General features: G+C 71.1%; 18 protein-coding genes and 2 pseudogenes. 7 read left to right on the plus strand and 13 right to left on the minus strand.

Annotation, left to right across the window (positions count from 1 at the left end):
* The 7 genes and pseudogenes from D7X12_RS23880 to D7X12_RS23910 all read right to left on the minus strand — a co-directional run.
* Positions 1–246: pseudogene (locus tag D7X12_RS23880) on the minus strand (sugar phosphate isomerase/epimerase family protein); the annotation flags it as partial.
* A 118-nt stretch (positions 247–364) separates the two neighbouring features.
* The gene (locus tag D7X12_RS23885) at positions 365–1,840 is read right to left on the minus strand and encodes a YcaO-like family protein (protein ID WP_120627586.1); all 1,476 of its coding nucleotides are present in this window, start codon (positions 1,838–1,840) and stop codon (positions 365–367) included.
* Positions 1,837–2,670 (minus strand): MBL fold metallo-hydrolase, encoded by an 834-nt coding sequence (locus D7X12_RS23890; RefSeq protein ID WP_120627587.1) that lies wholly within the window; start codon positions 2,668–2,670, stop codon positions 1,837–1,839. Before D7X12_RS23890 ends, D7X12_RS23885 begins: the two co-directional genes overlap by 4 nt.
* Positions 2,661–3,695: a Gfo/Idh/MocA family protein gene (locus tag D7X12_RS23895; protein ID WP_120627588.1), complete on the minus strand. Its 1,035-nt coding sequence runs from the start codon at positions 3,693–3,695 to the stop codon at positions 2,661–2,663. The genes D7X12_RS23890 and D7X12_RS23895 overlap by 10 nt, the downstream gene beginning before the upstream one ends.
* Positions 3,683–4,666, minus strand: a complete 984-nt coding sequence (locus D7X12_RS23900) for an HD domain-containing protein (protein ID WP_120627589.1) — start codon at positions 4,664–4,666, stop codon at positions 3,683–3,685. Before D7X12_RS23900 ends, D7X12_RS23895 begins: the two co-directional genes overlap by 13 nt.
* A gap of 4 nt (positions 4,667–4,670) precedes the next feature.
* A complete protein-coding gene (locus D7X12_RS23905) occupies positions 4,671–5,897 on the minus strand; it encodes an inositol-3-phosphate synthase (protein WP_120627590.1) in 1,227 nt (408 codons plus the stop codon).
* A gap of 162 nt (positions 5,898–6,059) precedes the next feature.
* Positions 6,060–6,587, minus strand: a complete 528-nt coding sequence (locus D7X12_RS23910) for an MATE family efflux transporter (RefSeq protein WP_120627591.1) — start codon at positions 6,585–6,587, stop codon at positions 6,060–6,062.
* A 128-nt stretch (positions 6,588–6,715) separates the two neighbouring features.
* Between D7X12_RS23910 and D7X12_RS23915 the strand changes: the two genes are divergently transcribed.
* Positions 6,716–7,909 carry a glycosyltransferase gene (locus tag D7X12_RS23915; RefSeq protein WP_120627592.1) on the plus strand — a complete coding sequence of 398 codons (1,194 nt, stop codon included), beginning with the start codon at positions 6,716–6,718 and terminating at the stop codon, positions 7,907–7,909.
* On the opposite strand, the gene D7X12_RS23920 is transcribed toward D7X12_RS23915, so the two are convergent.
* The 4 genes from D7X12_RS23920 to D7X12_RS23935 form a co-directional block, all read right to left on the minus strand.
* Positions 7,840–9,063 carry a glycosyltransferase family 4 protein gene (locus D7X12_RS23920; RefSeq protein ID WP_120627602.1) on the minus strand — a complete coding sequence of 408 codons (1,224 nt, stop codon included), beginning with the start codon at positions 9,061–9,063 and terminating at the stop codon, positions 7,840–7,842. The two genes, D7X12_RS23915 and D7X12_RS23920, sit on opposite strands and share 70 nt — an antisense overlap.
* Before the next feature lie 45 nt (positions 9,064–9,108).
* The gene (locus D7X12_RS23925; protein WP_120627593.1) at positions 9,109–9,324 is read right to left on the minus strand and encodes a hypothetical protein; all 216 of its coding nucleotides are present in this window, start codon (positions 9,322–9,324) and stop codon (positions 9,109–9,111) included.
* On the minus strand, positions 9,324–10,496 hold the full coding sequence (locus D7X12_RS23930; RefSeq protein ID WP_120627594.1) for a LysM peptidoglycan-binding domain-containing protein: 1,173 nt from the start codon (positions 10,494–10,496) through the stop codon (positions 9,324–9,326). The genes D7X12_RS23925 and D7X12_RS23930 overlap by 1 nt, the downstream gene beginning before the upstream one ends.
* Positions 10,497–10,584: 88 nt before the next feature.
* Positions 10,585–13,200 (minus strand): PQQ-dependent sugar dehydrogenase, encoded by a 2,616-nt coding sequence (locus D7X12_RS23935; protein WP_208719251.1) that lies wholly within the window; start codon positions 13,198–13,200, stop codon positions 10,585–10,587.
* A 184-nt stretch (positions 13,201–13,384) separates the two neighbouring features.
* Between D7X12_RS23935 and D7X12_RS23940 the strand changes: the two genes are divergently transcribed.
* Entirely contained in the window at positions 13,385–14,188 is an 804-nt protein-coding gene (locus D7X12_RS23940) for a polysaccharide deacetylase family protein (RefSeq protein WP_244224741.1), read from the plus strand.
* A 6-nt stretch (positions 14,189–14,194) separates the two neighbouring features.
* On the opposite strand, the gene D7X12_RS23945 is transcribed toward D7X12_RS23940, so the two are convergent.
* Both D7X12_RS23945 and D7X12_RS23950 read right to left on the minus strand, forming a co-directional pair.
* Positions 14,195–15,301 carry a sensor histidine kinase gene (locus tag D7X12_RS23945; protein ID WP_120627596.1) on the minus strand — a complete coding sequence of 369 codons (1,107 nt, stop codon included), beginning with the start codon at positions 15,299–15,301 and terminating at the stop codon, positions 14,195–14,197.
* A gap of 97 nt (positions 15,302–15,398) precedes the next feature.
* The gene (locus tag D7X12_RS23950) at positions 15,399–16,436 is read right to left on the minus strand and encodes a pirin family protein (RefSeq protein WP_120627597.1); all 1,038 of its coding nucleotides are present in this window, start codon (positions 16,434–16,436) and stop codon (positions 15,399–15,401) included.
* Positions 16,437–16,792: 356 nt separating this feature from the next.
* On the opposite strand from D7X12_RS23950, the gene D7X12_RS23955 reads away from it, so the two are divergent.
* The 5 genes and pseudogenes from D7X12_RS23955 to D7X12_RS23975 form a co-directional block, all read left to right on the plus strand.
* Positions 16,793–17,761 carry a hypothetical protein gene (locus D7X12_RS23955; RefSeq protein ID WP_120627598.1) on the plus strand — a complete coding sequence of 323 codons (969 nt, stop codon included), beginning with the start codon at positions 16,793–16,795 and terminating at the stop codon, positions 17,759–17,761.
* A 69-nt stretch (positions 17,762–17,830) separates the two neighbouring features.
* Positions 17,831–18,817, plus strand: coding sequence for a hypothetical protein (locus D7X12_RS23960; RefSeq protein ID WP_120627599.1), 987 nt, complete (start codon positions 17,831–17,833; stop codon positions 18,815–18,817).
* A complete protein-coding gene (locus D7X12_RS23965) occupies positions 18,814–19,488 on the plus strand; it encodes a hypothetical protein (RefSeq protein ID WP_120627600.1) in 675 nt (224 codons plus the stop codon). The genes D7X12_RS23960 and D7X12_RS23965 overlap by 4 nt, the downstream gene beginning before the upstream one ends.
* A 10-nt stretch (positions 19,489–19,498) precedes the next feature.
* The gene (locus D7X12_RS23970) at positions 19,499–19,894 is read left to right on the plus strand and encodes a hypothetical protein (protein WP_120627601.1); all 396 of its coding nucleotides are present in this window, start codon (positions 19,499–19,501) and stop codon (positions 19,892–19,894) included.
* Positions 19,895–19,900: 6 nt separating this feature from the next.
* Positions 19,901–20,514 (plus strand): annotated as a pseudogene (locus D7X12_RS23975) (hypothetical protein); the annotation flags it as partial.

The raw sequence follows: 20,514 nt of genomic DNA on the forward strand, positions 1-20,514 counted from the left end.
GTCCGCCAACCGGTCCACCCCCTCCACCCACCAGGACCACGCGGCCTCATCCGTGACCCCCGGCCGGGGGACTCCTGCCCAGAACGACTCGGCCTCGCCCTGGCACATCGCGCACACGTCCACCGCGCGCTTCAGGAACTCCCACCGCCGCGCCCTTCCTCCGGCGTCCGGCGTGATGCGCGTGGGCTCATGCTTCCTTCGCGGATCCAACAGGAAGCGCGCCCCTGTCTCCACGACCAGCCCCAATCCCAACCGCTCCAACAGTGTGGCGAGCTGCTCCGCGCGCTGCTCGAAGTCCGGCGCGAACGTGTATGAGCCGCAGCGCGTCCTCGAAGCTGTCGTACGCGAAGCGCAGCGCCATGACTCACTCCCCCCCGAAACGACGGCTCGCGAGCACCGCCGGCACCGCGTGGCGGTCCGGCTCCCGGTAGAGCGCGTACAGGCGCCCCAGGCGCGCCTCCGCCAGCCTCACGTTGAACCAGGCGGGCCCGCCCAGCCGCTCCTCGGCCTCCGCCGTCAGCCGCACCGGCTCCGCTCCGGGCGGCGGGGGCCCCAGGCCCACCAGCGGGTCGCGCCGCTCCAACAGTCGCGCCACGTTGCGCTCGCCCACGCGGTGGTACGTCATCGTCTCCACCTCCAGCCCCGGCACCAGCGCCTTCACCACGTGCACCGCGCGCCCCTGGGGCGACAGGTCCGCGACGAGGATGTCGAAGCCCGCCGCGTGGAGCTGGCGCACCACGTGGTCACACCGGAGCGCCGGGTCCTCCACCGTCGGCACCCGGGGCAGGTCCGTGAAGCGCACCTTGCGACGGTTCATCAGCGTGCACGCCGTCAGCTCACGCAACACCGAGGCCGGCATCCGCGCCCACTCCACCATCGCGCGCAGCGCTCGCGGCTCCTCCGCGCTCAGGTCCACCTGCGGCACGTAGCGGTCCAGGTACTCCGGCGGCGCGATCCGGGCCACCTCGCTCAGCGGGCCGTGCATGAACGCCTTGCGCGCTCGCGAGGCCGCGTACTCCAACAGCGCCTTGCGCAGCGCCCGGTCCCGGTCCGGATCCGCCGCCTCGCCGCACGCCGTCACCATCAGCGGCTGCGAGTCCTCCGACAGGTCGCGGCCCACCACGTACACGTTCACCAGGCCGAAGTCCGCGCTCGCGAGCTTCGCCATCACCTCCACGCCCGCGAGCTGGTAGCGCTCCAGCAACTCCCGCACGTCCGGCGACAGCTCCGCGCCCTCCAGGTCCAGCACCACGCCCTGGTCCAACGCGCGGTACTGCAGCCCGTTGCCATCGCGCTGCACCAGCTCCAGCAGCCCGTGCGCCAGCGCCTGCGACCGCGTCAGCCCCGCGCCCTGGCCGTTGGTGATGGGCGTGATGAGCGGCGTGCGCCCCTGCAACTGCCCCGGGTGGATGGCGACGAACTCCTCTGGCACCAGCACCCGCTCCCCGGTGGCCAGCCGCTGCACCTCCACCCAGACGAGCGCCAGGTCCGGGTGGTACGGACTGCCCGCGGGCAGCCCCAGCGTCAGCGGATCCGCCACCGCCGTGGGCCCCCGCGCCCGCACCAGCGCCGCATAGCTGCCGTGCACGCGCGGCATCCGCTGCATCGCGTACTCGCAGAAGGTCTCCTCCACCAGCTCGCCCAGGGCCCCGACGCGCGCCTCGTCCCCGGTGAGGCCGTTGCCGTTGCCGTGCAGCACGGCGCCAGGGCCGTCTCCCATGCGCAGGCTCGCGGAGGCCACCGGCACCCCCAGCCGGTCGATGGGGTCGATGCGGAACAGCTGCAACGGACCGGCGGAGACGGCGCGGAAATAGGCATCCAGGGCCTGGGCAAGGCTCATGACAACTCCTCCAATGGCAACGGACGGGTGTGCGGCATGCCCGCGAGCAGCCGGTCGAACAGCGCCAGCGCGTGCTCGCGGGTGACGCCGCGGGCGAACTCGAAGGGGGTGAAGACGTTCTCGAACGGGAGCTGCTGGAACACCGCGCGGTAGCGGCGCAGCTCTCCGTGGCTCAGCGGAATCGCGGCGTGGAAGCCCTTGTGACACGACAGCGCCACGGGCCTGCCCCGCGCGTCCAGCTCCACCTTCAGCGCGTCCCCGCAGAACAGCGAGCGGGTGCGCGCGTCGTACAGCACGCTGTGGCCCTCGTAGTGGCCCCCCACGCAGTGCAGCGTCAGGTCCGGCGCGAAGACGTGCTCGTCATCCACCGGCCAGCGCACCTGGAAGGCCTTGCTGTACGGCACCGCGTCCCTGTGCAGCACCAGCAGCGGATCAAAGCGCTCCTGGAGCTGCCACAGCGCCCCGAAGCCGTGCGGGTGCGAAGCGGACAGCACCTCGATGCCGCCCAGCACCTCCAGCCCCTCCAGCGCCGCGCGCGAGTACCAGGGCGCGCCCTCGAACGCGACGTTGCCCTCGGGCCTGCGCAAGAGCCACCCGGTGGACCCCAGGCCGAAGGACGGCGTGCAGGAGAAGCCCCAGATGCCGGGGAGCGCCTCCTCCCAGTTCGTGCTCAGGCGCTCCGACACCTGGCCCGCGGACTGGAACTCCCAGCCGTCGAAGGGCAGCGCGTTGCGCACGTCCAGACAGGAGGGACAGCCCGTGGGGGGCGTGTGCGCGAAGCCCGGCTGCCACGTGCCGCAGTGGGTGCAGGCGTAGCGGATCAATGGCATGGCGGGAACGCCCTCCCGTCCCGCGTCGCCTGGGTCAGGAGCCCCACGAGGCGCACGTCCCGCTCCGCCGCGAAGGGCTGCGGCCGGCTCTCCAGCACGCACGTGGAGAAGGACTCCACCTGGTTGAGGAAGGGGCTGCGGTCCTCCTCCGGCCAGAGGTGCAGCCACTTCTCCTCGCCCGTCCTCGCGTTGGTGAGCGACAGCGCGCCGCCCGGCGTCTGGCCCATCGTGTTGTACGCGAGCGCCCGCGCCTTCGTGCCGATGAGCTCCAGCGTGCGCCGGGGGTACGCGTCCGGGCAGTTGTAGGCCACCTGCAACAGCCCCAGCGCGCCGCTCTTGAACTGGCCCATCAGCACCGCGCCGTCATCCACCGCGTAGTCGTGCACGCGCCGCTGCGTCAGCGCGCTGAGCGTCTGCCATTCATCCCCCAGGAGCACCTCCAGGAGGTCCAGGCCGTGCGGCGCCAGGTCGATCATCGCGCCGCCGCCGGACTGCTCGGGGTCGATGCGCCAGTTGCGCGGGGCCCAGTCCGCCGGCAGCCAGCAGGCGTAGTGGATGCGCGCCTGGGTGATGGTGCCCAGCGCGCCCTCCTTCACCAGCGTGCGCAGCTTGCGGTGCGCCGCATGATGGCGCTGGTCGAACGCGGTGGCGTAGTGCACGCCCGCGCGCTGACACGCCGCCAGCATGCGCAGGGCGTCCTGCGGCGTGACGGCCATGGGCTTCTCACACAGCACGTGCTTGCCCGCCGCCGCGCACGCCTCCGTCATCGCCGCGTGCAGGTGGTTGGGCGTCGCGATGTAGACGGCCTCCACGTCCTTGTCCTCGAGCACCCCGGACAGCGCGGTGTAGCGGGCGACGTCGTCCGCCGGGCTGCGGATGAGCGCCTCCGCGTCGTCGTCACAGAGGGCGACGAGCCTTGCGTTGGTCGAACCCTGGAGCGCCGGGATGACGTAGTCCCGCGCCACCCCACCACACCCCACCACGGCCCAGCCCAGCCTGCGGGTCTCTGGCTTCACACCGAACATGATCCATCCCCCTCCAGAAGGTCCTGCGGTCCCCGCACCGGCCACACCGCCGCCTCGGCGAGGACCTCGTTGCCGAACGTCTGGAGCGGACCCGGGTGGATCAGCTCCAGGTCTTCCATTGCCTGGCGCAGGGTGAAGCCCGCCGCGCGCGCGTGGGCGTCCAGCTCCAGCACCTGGTCCAGCGCGTCCGCGGCGTTGAAGGCCTTCGCCTCGGCCGTATACACGTGGCCCGTGAGCCCCAGCGCCTGCCGCACCGTCCGGGCGAGCGGTGGGGGGAGCGAGGCCAGGGCCTCTTCCGTCAGGCGCTTCATCAGCGGCGCGAGCAGGTCCTCCAGGAGCTGTTCGCCCGCGTAGCCCGTGTCCGGCAGCGCCGCGTTGAAGAGGTGGTGCGACAGGCCCGCCAGGAAGGGCAGGGCCAGAGAGGCACCGAAGCGCGGCGAGACGAGCACCGCGCCCACCGCCACCGCGTAGCAGTGGTCGGCGTGGCTTTCTTGCGGTGAGACGAGGATGCGCGCCCGGCCGGGGAAGGTGGCCCCGGCGCGGGGTTGGTGCACCAGCCGCTCCACGAACGCGGGCGGGTTCGGAGGGCCGGCGGACTCCAGCCCCTCCGAGAGCGCGAGGGACAGCTGTTCGCGCAGGCCCGGCTCCAGCGGCCCGGCCACCGCGTCCAACCCGCGGCGCAGCACCCGCGACGTCTCCAGCTGGGACAGCCCCGCCCGCTGGAGCACGTCCGCGTCCAGGCCTCCGAGCCGCACCGCCGCCACCGCGCGCGCCGTCTCCTGGAGCGCCACCGTGGCGGGGTCCAGGCCCGCGGCGAGCGCCGCCCAGGCGCGACGGAAGCCGTGCGCCGCCAGTCCGTCCGGATGATCCGGGGTGCGGATCCGCTTGAGGTCCATCAGCTCCGCGAGCAGCGGGCGGAGCTTCGCCAGGCGGCCCGAGGCCACCGTCGTGTCACGCGCGGGTGTGTTCATGGTGTCAGCCCCTGAGGCGTTCCTGAGGCGTCGCCGCCTGCCGCGCGCGGTCCCGGCCCAGCCACGCCATCAGGCGGCGCTGCTGTTCGGGCGTGGCGTGTTCCACGGGCTGGCCGTCGGGTGACATGGGCGCATTGAAGAAGCACCCGAGCGCGTCGATGACGCCGCCCTCGCCCCGGCGCTGCGCCAGGTCCAGCGTGCGCGCCAGCTCCACGATGAGCGGCGCGGCGAGGATGGAGTCCTTGCAGAGGAAGTTGAGCTTCAGCTGCATGGGCTGCCCGAGGAAGCCGGACACGTCGATGTTGTCCCAGGCCTCCTTGTTGTCCCCGCGCGGCCGGTAGTACTGGATCTGCACGACGTGGTCCGGGACCTTGTAGCCGAGGATGCTGTCGAGCGCGGCCCCCTTGGTGTCGAGCTTGTTCTGCTTCGACGCCGGGTCATCCAGGGCCTCGCCGTCGCGGTTGCCCAGGATGTTGGTGGAGTACCAGCCCTCCACGTGCAGCGCGCGGTCGCGCAGGGTGGGCGCAATCACGGTCTTGAGCAGCGTCTGCCCCGTCTTGCCGTCCTTGCCGGCGATGGGCGCGCCGGTGCGCTTCGCGAGCAGCATCAGCGCGGGCACGTCCGCGGCGACGCTGGGCGTGAAGTTGGCGAACGGGATGCCGTCCACGATGGCGGCGTAGGCGTAGAGCATCGCCGGGCCAATCTCCGCGTCGTCCGCGTCGAGCGCCTTCTCGAAGGCCTCGGGCGTGGCGAACTCGGGGCGGGTGAGGTCCACTGCCCGCTCGGTGGAGGCCAGGTTCACCATCACCACGCGCTCCAGCCCCTGCTCCTGCTTGAAGCGGGTGAGGTCCGCGCGGATGGCCCGCACCTGCTCGCGCAGCGTGCTCGACTTGCGCGTCGCGGTGCCGACGATGTTCTTGCAGAACTTCGCGTTGAAGGCCGCGGGCCAGGGCCGCATGCGGCGGAGCACGGGCGCCACCGCCTCCAGCTGGGTCTCCGTCAGCACCGCGTGGTTGCGGGCCGCCTGCTCCAGGTCCTCCTCGAAGAGGTCCCAGCCGCCGAACGTCAGCGCGCCGTAGTCCACGAGCCCCAGCCCCTTCACGCCCGCGAGCGGCAATCCCCGAGTGTCCACCCGACCCCGGCGCAGCAGCTCCATGCCCGCCACCGCCGTCGTCGCCACCGCCCCGCCCAAGCCCACAATCGCCACGCCCAGCCGTTCACTGCCCGCCATGTGTTCAGACCCTTCCCGTCGACCGTTCCACTCCATGGCTCGCAGCGACGCGATGGAGGCGGCTCCGGGATGTCGGGAGCGCCCGCGTCCGCAAGCGCGATGGGTGCGCCGACACGCTGCGAGAGTGCCGGGAAAGTCGGCATATGAGCGGGCGCTTTCAACTCAGCCTCTGGACAGTGACGACTGTCCATTGGCGGCGTGTGGCATCAAACGTGCCGCGGCTTCCACTGTCCGCGACGGAAGAGGGCCGCGCTCGCCAGCCCCAGCGCGCCGTACGTGACAGCGATGGTGACGAACACTCCCGTGGGTCCCCACGCCAGCGGACGGGCGAGGAGCCAGGCGAGGCAGCTGCAGGCCCCAGGAGAAGACGAGGTTCACCACCGTGGGCGTGGTGGTGTCCCCCGCGCCGTTGAAGGCATGGGGCAGCACGGTGACGAAGGCATACAGTGCCAGGCTGCAGCTCACGATGCGCAGGCCGCGCGTGGTGTGCAGGCCCACGTCCGGGTCGGTGGTGAAGTGGTGGATGAGGGGTTCGGCGAAGAGCAGGAAGCCCACCGCCACCGTGCCCAGGAAGGCGAGCGTGTAGAAGCTGGCGCGCCACGCGGTCCGCTCCGCGCGGTCGGTGTCGCCCGCGCCCAGGTGCGAGACGAAGAGCACGTCCACCAGCGCGAAGATGGACTCCATCACCATCCAGGTCCTCCGTGGAGCCACGCACGGCCAACCACAGGGAGGCGAGGAGGCCCCTGAGGCCCGTGGTGGTGGGGGTGCATCATGAATTGGGCGTTGCAACGGGGCCGGGGTGGATAGGATTTCGCACCATGGCTTCCGGTCCCCGTGTCCTCCTCCTCGCCGAGCGCTTTCCTCCCGATATCGGAGGGCTGGCACGCAGCGGCGCGCGCACCGCGGGTTCGCTCGTGCGGCTGGGCGCACGCGTGGACGTGGTGGCGTGGACGCGCACGGCGTCACCGGGGGCGCTGGAGACGGTGGAGGACGCGGGCGCGGTGACGCCGTTCGCGAAGGGCGTCACACTGCACCGGCTGGGGTTGTTCGGCAGCGCGGACCTGTCCATGCAGCACACGCTCGATGTGCTCGGCTACCTGCACGCGCGGCGGAGGTATGACCTTGTCTGGGGGCACTACCTGTATCCGCCGGGCTTCCTCGCGGTGGTGTTCGCGCAGGGCGCGGGCCTGCCGTCCGTGCTCAGCGCGCGGGGCAACGACGTGGATCAGCTGATGTTCCCGCCGGGGGACTTCGCTCGCCTGCTCTGGACGCTCCAGCGGGCGGACGTGCTCACCGCCGCGTCGGCGGACCTGGGGCGGAAGATGGCGTTGCTGCTCGGCCGCGACCCGGGCGTGGAGGTCATCCCCAACGCGGTGGACACGGCGCTGTTCTCTCCGGGCCCCGCGGACGCGTCCCTGCGCGAGCGGCTGGGCATCACGCCCGATGAGGCGGTGCTCGGCTTCTCCGGGGAGCTGCGCCACAAGAAGGGGCTGCCGTTCCTGCTCTCCGCGCTCACCGAGGTGCGACGTGTGAGGCCCGCGTGCCTGCTCGTGATTGGAGAGGTGCGCGCCCGGGACGCCGAGCACCTGGTCGCCTACCGCTCGGAGCACCCCGAGGACGCGGCCCGCATCGTCGTCTCCGGCGCGCTGGAGTCACCCGCGCTCATCGCGGAGCACCTGCGCCTGTGTGATGTGTATCTCCAGCCGTCCCTGTGGGAGGGCATGCCCAACGCGCTGCTGGAGGCGATGGCGTGCGCACGGCCGGTCATTGCCAGTGACGCGGGAGGCATCCCGGAGGCGGTGGACCACGGCAAGAACGGCTTCCTGGTGCCCAAGGCGCTCCTGAACCACCTGGGGCAGGCCTGTCTGGACGTGCTGGGCATGACCGAGCCGGAGCGCGCGGCGATGGGGCAGGCGGCGCGAGCGCGCATCGAGGCGCGGTTTCAGGCGGACGCGGAGGCCGCGGTGTTGGAGCGGGTGCTGGCGCGCGCGATTCCCAGGTCATCCGCGTAGGCGTTCACCAGCGCCTCCTGCGCGCGGCCCCAGGGGAAGTCCCGCTCCACGCGGGCTCGGGCCGCGGCGCTCAGCGCGGCGCCCTGGATGGGATGGGCGAGGAGGGCCTTCACGGCTTCCGCGATGGCCTTGGCGGAGCCTGGACGGACCCGGAGCACTTCGGTGTCTTCCGCCAGGGCGCGCACCACGGGCAGGTCGCTGGCCACCACGGGCGTGCCGGTGGCCATGGCCTCCAGCAGCTTCAGCGGACAGCAGCCCTGGAGGCAGTTGCGGTCGTTCGCGGGCAGCGGCACCAGCACCACGTCACAGGCGTGGTGCAGCCGGGCCAGCTCCTCCTGCGGCAGGGGCTCCAGCAGCTCCACCGCGCCCTGGAGCAGGAGGTCGCCGCAGCGGTCCAGGAGTGCTCGGCGCGTGTGCTTGCGCAAGGGGCCCACCAGCGTGAGCACCACGGGCAGGTCCCGCAGCAGCAGTCGGCAGGCGTCCAGCGCGTGGTGCACGCCCTGCCAGGACGTCATCGTGCCGCTGTAGAGCAGGCGCAGGGGGCGGCCGGGTTCGGGCGCTCGCGGGGGCGCGTAGCGGAAGACGTCCAGGTCCACGCCGTTGGGGATGACTCGCAGGCGCTGGGGGTCCGCGCCCCGTGACACGAGGTACTCGGCGGTCACCGCGCTGGGCGTGACGAGCAGGTCCGCGGCCTGGAGGCAGACGTCCTCCTGCGTGACGAGCTTGCGCATCAGCTCCGCGTCGTCCGCGACGTCCGGGTGGTGGTACTTGAGCTCGATGGAGGGCAGCCCGTTCACCTCGTACACCAGCGCATCGGTGAGAGACGCCTTGCGCTGCGCGATGGGGTAGCCCTCGAAGATGGAGCGCACGTGCACCACCTTCGCGCGCGGTCGGCCGTGCCACCACGCGCCCAGGTGCGCCCGGAACGTCAGCGCCTGCGCCACCAGGTCTTTTCCCCGCGCGCCCAGCGGGTGGTAGGTGACGGCGTTGCTCAGGGCCGGAGTGGGGATGCCGGGCGCATCGCCGATGGCCACGAGGTCCACCGGGCCGAACGCGGCGCCCAGGGCCTCCGCGAAGGCCCGGATGTGCACGGCCGCGCCCTTGGGAGCAGGGAAGCGGTCGAAGGACGCGTAGACGATTCCGGAAGAGGCCACGGAGCCGGTGCTACCGCGCCCGGGGCGCGACGGCAAACGGGCGCGTCACTTCCAATAGACCGTCACCTGGATCCGCCAGTCCTCCGTGGGCGGCGGCCAGCGCTGGAGGTACTCCTCCTTCGCGGTGTCACCCAGGGCCTGCCAGAACGGCAGCCAGGTTCGCAGCAGCCAGGCTTCGCTGGTGCCCTGACGCCAACCGCCCCACCAGGGCTCCTCGTCGGGGTACTCGATCCAGGGCGGCTTGGGGGGCAGGGTTGTCATCAGTTGGGTGAGAGTTCATCCGCGAGCAGGTCGCAGCCGTAATAGGCCGCGCCGCCGACAATGATGGCGCCAATCGCGCCCGTGAGGATGGCGCCAGGGCCCGTCTCGATGCCAAACAAGGCGCCGACCCCGAACCCCACCTTGGCCCCCGCGAAGGCGCCTCCCCATCCGCCGACCTGCCGGATGGTTTCGGCGGCCAGGGGCTTGTACGACTTCTGATGGATGGAGCGCTGGGTCGCGTCCGCGACGTCCTTCACCGTGAAGATGACCCCCACGACCGTCAACGTCCGCCCCAGCCTGCCAAGGGCCTTGGCCTTGTTGTACGTGCTCTCCATCTTCTTGAGCGCCGCTTCCAGCTGCGCCTTGGAGAGCTTCTTGTCGGCGAACTGCTTCCAGAGGTCTTCGGCCGCGCGGACGTACGCGGCATGCGGGGTCGACAGCTTGCTGACCGCCTTGCCCGGCACCTTGCCTTCGATCAACACCTCCCCTTCGACGGTCTGGATGATGTCGATGAGCCTGTTCACGCGGGTCTGCGCGCCTGGGTTCTGCGCCGCGAACTGCTTGAGCTCCGACACCAGCTGCTCCACCGGGATGATCCGGGCCCCGGCCGCTTCGGCCTTGGCGATGTCAATCAGCAGCGGCGTGCCGTTGATGGAGGGCGCTCCAAACACCTTCTGACTCGTCGACAGGTACTGGCTGCCCAGGGGGTTCAACGCCATCGCATGCTCGGCGGGGGTGATCTTCCCCAGCAGGTTCGCGGGCATGAGCGAGAAGTCCGTGGGAATCACCGCGACCTTCCGGATGAGCTTCCCCGTCGTCTCCGACAGCTGCGAGAACACGACGAAGAGGGAGCCCCGCGCCCACGCGAAGGTCGCGGGCTGCTGCGCATGTTGGGCCTGCTGCGTGGCCAGGAACGCTCGCTCTCCAGGGCCTGGGTCCCACAGCTCATTCAGCGTGGTCAGGCCCGACCAGGGGTTCGCGGGGGGCTTCAGGGAGAAGGAGGGGTGGCCTGCCTGCGGGCCCGGCAACTCGAGCCGCTGGCCCACCAGCAGGAGGTTGGGATTGGCCAGCTTGTTCAGCCGTGCGATCTCCGGCCACCGGTTCGCGTTGCCCAGCTTCTTCGCGGCGATGCCATTCAACGTGTCAGCCGGTTGAACGATGTACGGCGGCATGCGGTCGGTGTCCCCAGGGCGGAGGGCCGCGAACGCGCCCCCCGCCCCGACGATGACACACCGCCTGTGACGCGGCCAGACCGGTCCGCTACTGCTGCTCCACGTCGATGTAGTTGACCTTGTTGTTGCTCGCGCCCGCGCCGCTGGTGAGCGTCAGCTGACCGTCCGTCACCGTCACCGGGGCCGTCACGGTGAAGGTGCGCGTGTCCGTGGTCGGTGTGCCGTTCAGCACCTCCACCCCTTCCAATGCCAGACGGAAGACGCTGTCGAAGTGGCTCGGGTCACCCGAGGCCACCGTCACCCGGTAGCTGCCATTCGGGACCGCGAGCGCCCAGGACGCGTTGGGGTTCTCCGCCTTCTGCAGGTGCGTGAACGTGTCCAGGCGCTGGTCGGTGCTGGCGTTCCGCTCGCGGGTCTGGAGGCTGTTGTCCGCGTTCCAGCCGTAGGTGAAGCCGTTCCCCCGACTTCCATGGACGGCGCCCGTGTCCGCCACGTAGCCGGCGGGGATGGCGGCCCCGGCGGGCTGGAAGTTCACCCGCGCGCGGAAGCCGTCCACGAACGTGGCGGTCAGTGTGGAGGCCGTGGCCGGGGTGACGTAGCCGTGGGCGCGCGCCCCTCCGTCCGACCAGGACGACCACACCTTCCAGTTGCCCGCCGCGTCCGCCTGGGCCGGCGCGTTCACGTTGAGCGTGTAGCCCTCCCAGGACTTCACCACCGCGGGGCCGGTGAAGGTCGTGCCGTTCACCGTGAAGGTGAGGCCCGCCGGCTGCGTCGCCACCGTGACGTCCACGATGCGCGGGTAGAGGTTTCGCACCACCGTGGTGCTCAGGCCCGCCGAGTCCGTGGCGGTGAGGCGGATCTCCACGTAGTTCGTCAGCACCGCCGGCAGGTCCTCCGGCTGCGGAGCCGTCAGCGGCAGGTTGTTGCCCGGGGTGGGCGCGAGCAGCGGGTGCGTGTGCTCGTTGTGGTGCAGCAGCGCCGTCCACGTCAGCCGCGTGGCGGGAAGCGTGCCGTCCTGCGCGTCGGTGGCGGTCCCGGTGAGCGTGAGTGCCTGGCCCACCCGGAACTGCAACCCCTCCGCCGGAGAGGTGATGGTGACCACGGGCGCGGTGTTGCCCACGTCGATGCGCACCGTCACCGCCGCGGAGCTGGCGCCGCGCGCGTCCCGCACGGTGAGCGACGCGGTGTAGGTGCCATTGGCCGTGTACGAGTGGCTGGTGGTCGCGGTCGTGGTCTGCGCGGACGTGCCATCTCCGAACGTCCACAGGTAGGTGAGCGCGTCGCCGTCCGGATCCGCGCTGCCCGCTCCGCTGAACGACACGGCCAGCGGTGCGGTGCCAGTGCGAGGCGTGGCGCTGACGGCGGCGGACGGCGGACGGTTGGCCGTGCCGGTATAGGTGATCCGCCGGATCTCCCCGCCGTTGGCGTAGGTCGTGTAGTAGAGCGCCTGCGCCGAACCGGAGGGACCGAAGCGCAGCGTCACCGCCGAGCTCACGCCCAGGCCGGTGCCGAACTCGGTCGCGGTGTAGCTGCCCGCGGAGCCGGTCAGCTTGAAGATCTTCCCGCACACGTAGTCGCTGAAGAAGTAGGCGCCGTCATCCCCCGGGGCCCAGGCGCCGGCCGGGGCGAAGCTGCCGCCGGTGATGGAGTTGCAGCCCTGGAACGGCGACGGGGCGGGGTTGGAGCCGTGCTTGTAGGCGAAGAACGGATCCTTGAGCCCCGCGGGGGTGGAGCCGCAGTTGGTGGTGGAGTTGTTGGCGCAGAAGCCCTCGCGCACGTTCCAGCCGTAGTCCGCGCCCGCCTGGCCTTCATCCAATTCCTCCCAGACATTCTGGCCCACGTCGTTGATGACGAAGGTGCTGGTGCCCGGCCGGAAGGCGATGCGGAAGGGATTGCGCAGGCCGGTGGCGAAGTTCTCGCGGCAGGGGCCGGTGCCGGCGGGGACGCCCGCGGGGTCACCACAGCGGCGGCTGCCGGCGATGCCCGTCCAGGGGTTGCTGGCCGGAATGGTCCCGTCCTTGTTGATGCGCAGAATCTTTCCCAGCAGCACGTCCAGCCGGCGCGCGATGTCGTTCTGCCCCGCGCAGCGGGTGGGGTCACCGACCTTGCAGCCTCCGTCGCCGACGCTGATGTAGAGCAGCCCGTCCGCTCCGAAGTGCAGGTCCCCGCCGTTGTGGTTGCCGCCCGGCGAGGGGATGTTGTCCACGAGCACCAGTTCGGTGGACGGGCTGATGGTGTCCGTGTCCGCCAGCGTGAAGCGCGACACGCGGTTCACCGGCGCGTCCGCGCTGTTGGTGGTGCAGACGCCCGACTTCTTGAACGTGTAATAGAGATACACGTACCGGTTGCTCGTGAACTGCGGATCCACCGCCACGCCGAGCACGCCGCGTTCGGAGTTGCTGCAGATGCTGGCGGAGAGGTTGAGGGCCGGCGTCGGGAGCAGCGCGCCGTTCTTGAACACCCGCACCGCGCCCGGCTGGGTGGTGATGAGCATCCTGCCGTCCGGCGTGAACGCCAGCGAGGTGGGCGCGCCCACCGCCGTGACCTGCGCGTCCGAGTAGCCGCTCGGCAGCGTGATGGCGGAGGTGACGGTGTCGAGCGACTCGGGGGACTCCGAGCCGTCGGGCTCAGGAGCGCAGGCGACAGCGATTGCGAACAGACAGGCCAGGGGGAGCAGGCGGAGCCGTGGAATCGGGATGGGCATGCGGGCCTCACGACAACGGGTGTGGCGCCGATCTAGAGGAGGTTGAAAGGCAGGGATTGCATCGAATCCATGACTTGTGCCCCGTTGAACGAAGCCCGGTTTCGCGAGTGCTTCGCCCGCCGATTTTTCCAACAGGGGTGGGCGCTGGCGCGGCTCCCGCCTCCGCCGCGCTACGATGGCACCCATGCTCATGAGCTCCGTGGTGATGGTGATGCTGCTCGCGGCACCCACTCCAGCCCCCGTGCCAGCGAAGACGTGGAAGGTGACCGGCTCGGACGTGACGTTCGAGCTGTCTTCGAAGGACCTGCGCGCCCTGCGCGGCGGCAAGGAGTTGTTCGGCCTGCGCTCGCGTGAGAAGGAGTTCCTCTCCAACTTCGAGGCCGAGCCGGACACGGACATGTCCAACTGGGAGGGCTTCGAGTCCTACAAGGTGCTGTCGGTGGTGGGGCCCTGGGTGAGCTACGAGACCTCCAACTCCGGCTACACCGGCGGCGCCCACCCGTACGCGCACGAGGGCTACGTCACCGAGGACGTGACGAAGAAGCCGGGAACCTTCTCGCTGCTCGACGTGTTCGCGGAGAAGGACGTGCTCAAGGCGCTGAAGGCGGATGCCTTCATCCGCAAGCACATCCACGACGAGGACGCCTTCAAGAAGGCCCGGACGGTGCAAGCGTTGATGGCGAGCCTGCAACCCGGGGAGGACTGCGTGGGCTTCCTGTCCGGGCTGGACGCGGTGAGGCGCTCCGTCGCGTTCCACCACCTGGAGGCGAACAAGGTCGCCGTGCGCATCGCGTTCGGCTACGACAACGAGGCGTGCCGCGGGAACAAGTTCGTGGTGGGCGTGCTGCTGCCCCTCCCCGTGGCGCTCCGGCCAGCGTTCGAACGCGCCGCCAAGCGCGAGGAGGGCTTCCTGATGAAGGACGCCAAGGCCGCGCAGGCTCCGGCCGTGGACTTCTCCTGGGAGCCCTCCGACGCCACGAAGCCCTGAGCGTCGCTACGTCGCGGTGGCCGGCGGCCCGGGGAGCGTGAAGAGGAAGGTGCTGCCCTGGTCGGGCTGGCTCTCCGCCCAGATGCGCCCGCCGTGCGCCTCCACGATGCCCTTGGAGATGTAGAGCCCCAGCCCCAGCCCGCGCCGGTCCTCGCTGCGGGCCTGCCAGAACCGCTCGAACACCACCGCCAGCTGGTGGCTCGGGATGCCGGGGCCGGTGTCCGTCACGGAGAAGCGGACGTCCTGGTCCACCGGCTCCACCCGGAGGAGGAGCTTGCCGCCAGCGGGCGTGAACTTGATGGCATTGGACAGGAGGTTCGCGAGCACCTGGAGGATGCGCTCATGGTCGAACTTCGCCATCAGCGTGTTCCCGCGCAGCTCCACGTCGAGCGTGAGGCCCTGGGCGGCGGCCAGCGGCTGGAACGCCTCCAGCGAGTCCTTCACCAGCGCGTTCGCGTCCTGCATCGCGGGGGCGACGCGGATATGCCCCGCCTCGATGCTGGCCACGTCCACCAGGTCGCCAATCAGCCGGTTCATCCGCGCGGTGAAGCGTTGGATCTTGTCCGCGGCCTGGGTCGCCTTGCGGCCCGCCTCGTCCTCGCCGGCGCCGCGCTTGAGCAGGGCCGCCTGCAACGCGATGCCCCCGAGCAGCGTGCGCAGGTCGTGGCTGACCATGCCCATGAAGTGGTCCCGCGTCGCGAGCGCCTCGTCGGAGTTCGCGCGCTCTCCGGACAGCCGCAGGTCGGTCTCCGCCCGCTCCAGGTAGAGGAGGGCCTCCAGGGCGAGCATCCGCTCCTCGCGTTCATCCCGCAGCTCCGCGTCCGCCGTGTCCCGCTCTCCCTGCAGCGTCGCATCCTCGGACGCCCGCTCCCGGGTGAGGGCCTCACTCTCCTCGGGCGCCGCGTCCCGCGCCCGTCTCCCGTCCGCGGTGTCGCGGGCCGTCTGGAGGGCTTCGTCCGCCTGCCCCCGGGCCTTGTCGATGGCGGCGTCCGAGCCCTCTTCAATCGAGCTCTGCCGCTGGGCGTACTCCTGGTCCGACTTCTTCCGCTCCGTGCGGAGGCCTTCGTCCGTGTGGGCCCGCGGGAGCTGCGGTTTTGCGTCCTGGGTCGCCATGGAGAAGCCTTTAGTAAAGTGTCAGCAGCGGGGCAGCGTAGTCCCAAGCCGCCCCCGCCCGGCCGCCAAAGGCCCCAGCGGTGTTGACCAGCGCTACTCAGGCCGGCCGCTCCACGTGGCCGTCCGCGTGGCGGGCGAAGCGCCCTTCCTCCGGCGCGTGGACGGGCGCGGGGTCCGGCCAGGGCCAGCCGCCGAAGCCCGTGCGCTGGTAGTCCGCGAAGGCCTGTTGGATCTCCTGCCGCGAGTTCATCACGAACGGGCCGTACTGGACGACGGGCTCGCCAATGGGGCGACCCTGGAGCATCAGCAGCTCCGTCACGTCGGCGCCGTTCTCCAGCGCGACGTCCGCGTCGGCGCGAAGCTCGATGCTGTGCGACGGCGGGATGGCGCGGCCTGCCACGGTCAGCTTGGAGCCCTTGAAGAAGTACAGCATGCGGTGCGTGCCGCGCGCCGCCGCGGGCAGCGTCCAGCGCGCGCCCGGCTCCAGCTTGAGCGTCCAGATGGCCACGTCCGAGCCCTCGCGCGACGCCCAGGACTTCGGCGGCGGAGGCGGGGCCTTCACGTCGCCCAGCCGGCCGGCGACCACGGTGATTTCGGTGGCGCGGCCTGCCTCGTCCTTCGCGACGTGACGGGGGATGACGTGGTTCCAGAGCATGGAGAAGTGCGGCGCCACGAGCTTGTTCTCGCGCGGCAGGTTGAGCCAGATCTGGAACAGCTCCACGGGGTTCGGCTGGTCCCGCTTGAGCAGCGGAAACATCTCCGAGTGGTTGATGCCGCTGCCTGCGGTGAGCCACTGCACGTCACCGCCGCCGAAGCGCGCCGCCGCGCCCAGCGAGTCGGAGTGGTCCAACAGCCCGCTGCGCACGACGGTCACCGTCTCGAAGCCGCGGTGCGGGTGCTGCGGGAACCCGGGCACGACGGTGCCGTGGTACATGTTCCAGCCGTCCCGCCCTCCGAAGTCCTGTCCCAGCTCGCGGCCCGCCAGCGAGGCCTGCGGCCCGAAGCGCTCGTTGCCCGCGGGATAGTGGTCGTCGTGATGCACGCAGAAGAGGAATGGATCCGGCGTGCGCCACGGCATCCCGAGCGGATCCACGCGGATGATGGCTTCTGGTGACTGTCCCTGCGTCTGACCCATTGCTTGCTCCCCTGCTTTTTCCGGCGCGCGGGATGAACAGGCCGCGGCCGTGCTGACACCCGCCGCCGCGATCAACTTCAGCGCTGCCCTGCGGCTGCTCACTTCATCCAAGGTCCACCTCGTGGAGGGTGCCGTCCCATCCTAACAAGGTGATTTTCACGCCGCTCTGGTGAGCGGGCCTGCGCCTGTCTGGCCTCGGGCGCCTCCCGACCCGAAGGGCCTCGCGTGGCACTGCGTATCTCCTGGGGACCGCGCCAGGAAGCGTCGCGGCCGGCGGGCGGTTTGACCGTCCTTCGCGCGGGCCCCTACGCTCGCGCGCGGTCCGCCCGACAGGCGTCCCAGGAGCGTCCTCCGCCGTGGCGGTCAACATCACCCGATTCCACAACGTGTTCCTCTACCAGTCCCGCGCGACGGTGCCGGAGCTGCTGGAGGACCTGAAGGTCCTCGCGGGATTGGACGCCCGCGCGGAGTCGCAGCTGGGCGTGCTGACGCTCTTCGCGTGGCTCACGCTGATTCCCGGCGTGCTGCTGTCCCTCATGTCGTTCGGGGTGTGGGCGGGGGGCGCGGAAACGGAGCTGGTGAAGGACGAAGCCCTTCTGGGAGGGACGCTCTTCGTCGTCGGCCTCCTGCTGTTCCTCTGGCGCGCCTCCCTGAAGCCGCGCGACCTGGACAACCGGCGCTACGGACTGGCGGAGGTGCTGCTCGAGCGCCTGCAAGTGGACCTGGCCCCGGACGCGCCGGTGCGCCTGAAGCTGGACCTGCGGCAGGTCGACGTGCGGGAGAAGCGCGTCAAGGAGGACATGGTCGGCTGGTGGAACACCCAGTTCTTCGTCGACCCGTGGTTCCTGCTGGAAGCGTCGCTGGCGGACGGCACGACGCTGCGGATCCACGTGGTGGAGCGGCTCCAGAAGCGCGAGCGTTCCAAGACGAGCGCCAGCGGCAAGACGAAGACGAAGACGAAGCGGAAGGGCTTCGCCCGCCTGGAGGTGTCCCTGCGCGTGAAGCCGGCGCGGCACCCCGGGCTGGGGGCGATGAAGCGGCAGGCCACGGCCGCCGTGCGCCTGCCCGAGCACATCCAACTGGAGCGCGTGCGCGTCGCGGCGGACCGGCTGTCGATGCGCGTCCGGCTGGCCCATGACTGGGTGGTCCAGGTGACGCGGTCGCCGGATGACCCGGAGACGCCCGCCTTCTGGAAGCAGGCGCTGGTGAAGGACGACGCGTCCCGCACGGCGACGATGATGCTCCTGAGCCTCTACCAGGTGGTCCATTACGCCCGGCGGCGGGGCAAGCTCCAGGCGACGCGGGCCCGGCGACAGTCGGTTTGACCTGCCCGGGGGGGACCCCTACGCTCGCGACCGACCGCTGGACGGTCCTGTCGAAGAAGGCTTCCCACCGTGGCGCTCGACCTCACCGAATTCCAGAAGACCCATGTCTACCGGGCGCAGGACTCCTCCGTGCCCGCGGTGCTGGCGGACCTGGAGGTCGTGGGGCACCTGGACTGGCAGGCCGAGATGACGCGGCGCAAGCTGTGGATCCTCGCCTGGGTCCTGCTCGGCTGCGCGATCCTGACCTACTTCGTCCTCCTGCCATTCCTGCAGGCCGCCGACCCGGAGGCCGAATGGGACGTGTACGGCCCCGTGGTCTCCGGCGTCGCCGTTCTGCACCTCGTCACGTCCGTGGTGCTGTTCATCGTGCGCGCGCGTCGGCGCCGGCTGGACCTGGACAACCGGCGCTACGGGCTGGTGGCCACGCTGCTCAAGCGCCTCCAGGTGGACATGGAGCCGGATTCGCCCGTGTCGCTGACGCTGGACCTGGCTCCGAACGACGAGGCGCACAAGCGCGTCCGCCAGGGCCCCCGTGGCAGGTGGCAGTGCGAGGACTTCACCGACGCGTGGCTGGACCTCCAGGGTCGCTTCGCGGACGGCACGCACCTGCACCTGTCCATGGTGGAGCACCTGCAGAAGCGCAGCCGCACGCAGCGCAACGCCCGCGGCAAGACGAAGACCAAGCGCAAGCAGAAGGGCAAGGCCCTGATGCAGGTGTCCCTGCGCGTGAAACCGGAGCGCTACCCCGGGCTCGCGGACCTGGACGCGAGCGCCCGGAGCGCCGCGCGCCTGCCCCCGGGCATCAAGCTGTCGCGGATCCGCGTGGCCCAGGACCGGGTGATGTTGCGCGCGCTGCTGGCCCATGACTGGGTGCTCCAGGCGCCGAAGCCCGCCCCGTCTCCGGCCGTGAAGGGCAAGGGCGCGAAGGCTCCCGCCAGCACGGAGCTGAAGCAGGACGCGTCGCGCACCGCGACGATGATGCTCCTGAGCCTCTACCAGGTGCTCAACTTCTCCAGCTCCCTGCGCAAGCGCGGGGACGCGAGGGCCATTTCATGAAGCTGCGTGTCCTGTTCCTCGTGGGCCTGGGTGTGCTCGCGGCCTCGGCGTGTTCGCAAGGGGGCGCTCCCGCCTCGAATGACGGCGCGGCTCCGGTCACGCAGGCCACGTCCGCCGCCGCGTTGGAGCCGAAGGAGGCCGGCGCCAAGCTCAAGTTCAAGGACGGCGATGACCGCGAGCGCTTCTCGCTCAAGCCCAAGGACGACGGCGCCAAGCTGGTGGACAGCGAGGACAAGGAGGTCGCGCGCTACAAGTGGAAGGGCGGCGAGCTCAAGGTGTCCGGTCCGGATGACGCGGTGCTGGCGTACGTCACCGGCGGCCCGGACGTGTTCCAGGTGAAGGACGCCGCGCGCGCCACCGTGCGCTACACGTTCGCGCGCGAGGGCTCCGGCTGGAAGCTCACCGACGCCCAGGGTGCCGTCCTCTACACCGTGTCCGCTGAAGGGGTGGGCGCGTCCGTGAAGGGCGCCTCCGGCGCGGAGGAAATCCGCGTGAAGGTGCGCGACGGGAAGCTGTCCCTGCGCGACCCGTCCGGCAACACGGTGCTCGCCACCAAGACGCCGGTGGCTCCCGACGCCGCCGCGTGTCTGGGCTTCGCCACGCTGGAGCTGCCCCTGCGCATGGCCCTGCTCTTCCGCCTCCATTCCCCCGCGGGCGCGCCGTCGCCCTGAGCCTTCCGCCATGCGCCCATCCTTCCCGTCCGCCGAGCATTGCCTGGAGACGTCTGGCTTCCTCTTCTCCCACCCCTGTGAGCGGGCGGCGGCCACGCAGTGCATGCGCTGTCAGAAGCCGGTGTGCGCGCTGCACATGCGCATGCCCGACGGCGCGGAGACGCTCTGCGTGTCGTGTGCCCGTACCGCGGACAACGGCGACGAGAACCGCGACGCGTCCAACTCCGCGTACGCCGACGACGACCCGAGCTACTACTACGACGGCTACGGCTATTACGGCCGGGGCGCGTGGACCACCGCCGGCGGCTCCCGCTCTCACGACAAGAACGACTTCACGGAGGCGGATGGCGAGAGCCTGCGCCGCGAGGACGACGCCTCCTTCGAGGAGGACCTGGGCGGGAGCTGAGCGGCCGTGCGACGTCAGCACTGGCGCCTGTACGCGCTCGGCGGTGGCCTGGGGCACCTGACGCGCGCCTCCGCGCTGGCCCGCGCTGGCGTGGCCCGGGGGCACGCGGTGGAGCTGCTCACCAACAGTCCGTTCGCCCCGGGCCTGCCCCTGGAGTCGCTGCTGGGCCCGGGCGCCGTCGTGCACCGGCTGGACGCGCGCCTGGACAAGCCCGCGACGGTGGCGGCGGTGACGGCCTGGCTCACCGCCGCGCCCTGTGACGTGCTGGTGGTGGACACCTTCCCCCGAGGGCTCGCGGGAGAGCTGGCCGCGCTGCTTCCCACGGTGCGCGCGCCGCGCGTGCTGGTGCACCGCGACCTGAACCCCGTCTACGTGGAGCGCTTCGACGTGGCGCGCGCGGTGGATGCGTACGAAGGGCTCGTCGTGCCCGGCGAGGACGCGCCCTTCGCCCACCACCCGCGCGCGGTGCGGACCTCTCCGTGGCTGCTGCTGGACGCGGACGCCCTGCTGCCTCGCGAGGAGGCCCGGCGGCGGCTGGGCCTGGACGCGGGGGACCGCCGCCCGGTGGTGGCGGTGCTGGGCTGCGGCCGGCCGGAGGAGGTGGTGGAGGCGGGGGCGAC

This window comes from Corallococcus sicarius, from assembly GCF_003611735.1.
In the GTDB taxonomy this organism is placed as follows: Bacteria; Myxococcota; Myxococcia; order Myxococcales; family Myxococcaceae; genus Corallococcus; species Corallococcus sicarius.

What these genes read in the sequence shown, in the direction of transcription:
- D7X12_RS23930 (WP_120627594.1), bottom strand. Translation starts at nt 10,496, where the DNA reads ATGCCGCCGTACATCGTTCAACCGGCTGACACGTTGAATGGCATCGCC.
- D7X12_RS23890 (WP_120627587.1), bottom strand. Translation starts at nt 2,670, where the DNA reads ATGCCATTGATCCGCTACGCCTGCACCCACTGCGGCACGTGGCAGCCG.
- D7X12_RS23925 (WP_120627593.1), bottom strand. Translation starts at nt 9,324, where the DNA reads ATGACAACCCTGCCCCCCAAGCCGCCCTGGATCGAGTACCCCGACGAG.
- D7X12_RS23950 (WP_120627597.1), bottom strand. Translation starts at nt 16,436, where the DNA reads ATGGGTCAGACGCAGGGACAGTCACCAGAAGCCATCATCCGCGTGGAT.
- D7X12_RS23970 (WP_120627601.1), top strand. Translation starts at nt 19,499, where the DNA reads ATGCGCCCATCCTTCCCGTCCGCCGAGCATTGCCTGGAGACGTCTGGC.
- D7X12_RS23905 (WP_120627590.1), bottom strand. Translation starts at nt 5,897, where the DNA reads ATGGCGGGCAGTGAACGGCTGGGCGTGGCGATTGTGGGCTTGGGCGGG.
- D7X12_RS23915 (WP_120627592.1), top strand. Translation starts at nt 6,716, where the DNA reads ATGGCTTCCGGTCCCCGTGTCCTCCTCCTCGCCGAGCGCTTTCCTCCC.
- D7X12_RS23910 (WP_120627591.1), bottom strand. Translation starts at nt 6,587, where the DNA reads ATGGTGATGGAGTCCATCTTCGCGCTGGTGGACGTGCTCTTCGTCTCG.
- D7X12_RS23945 (WP_120627596.1), bottom strand. Translation starts at nt 15,301, where the DNA reads ATGGCGACCCAGGACGCAAAACCGCAGCTCCCGCGGGCCCACACGGAC.
- D7X12_RS23900 (WP_120627589.1), bottom strand. Translation starts at nt 4,666, where the DNA reads ATGAACACACCCGCGCGTGACACGACGGTGGCCTCGGGCCGCCTGGCG.
- D7X12_RS23885 (WP_120627586.1), bottom strand. Translation starts at nt 1,840, where the DNA reads ATGAGCCTTGCCCAGGCCCTGGATGCCTATTTCCGCGCCGTCTCCGCC.
- D7X12_RS23895 (WP_120627588.1), bottom strand. Translation starts at nt 3,695, where the DNA reads ATGTTCGGTGTGAAGCCAGAGACCCGCAGGCTGGGCTGGGCCGTGGTG.
- D7X12_RS23940 (WP_244224741.1), top strand. Translation starts at nt 13,385, where the DNA reads ATGCTCATGAGCTCCGTGGTGATGGTGATGCTGCTCGCGGCACCCACT.
- D7X12_RS23965 (WP_120627600.1), top strand. Translation starts at nt 18,814, where the DNA reads ATGAAGCTGCGTGTCCTGTTCCTCGTGGGCCTGGGTGTGCTCGCGGCC.
- D7X12_RS23935 (WP_208719251.1), bottom strand. Translation starts at nt 13,200, where the DNA reads ATGCCCATCCCGATTCCACGGCTCCGCCTGCTCCCCCTGGCCTGTCTG.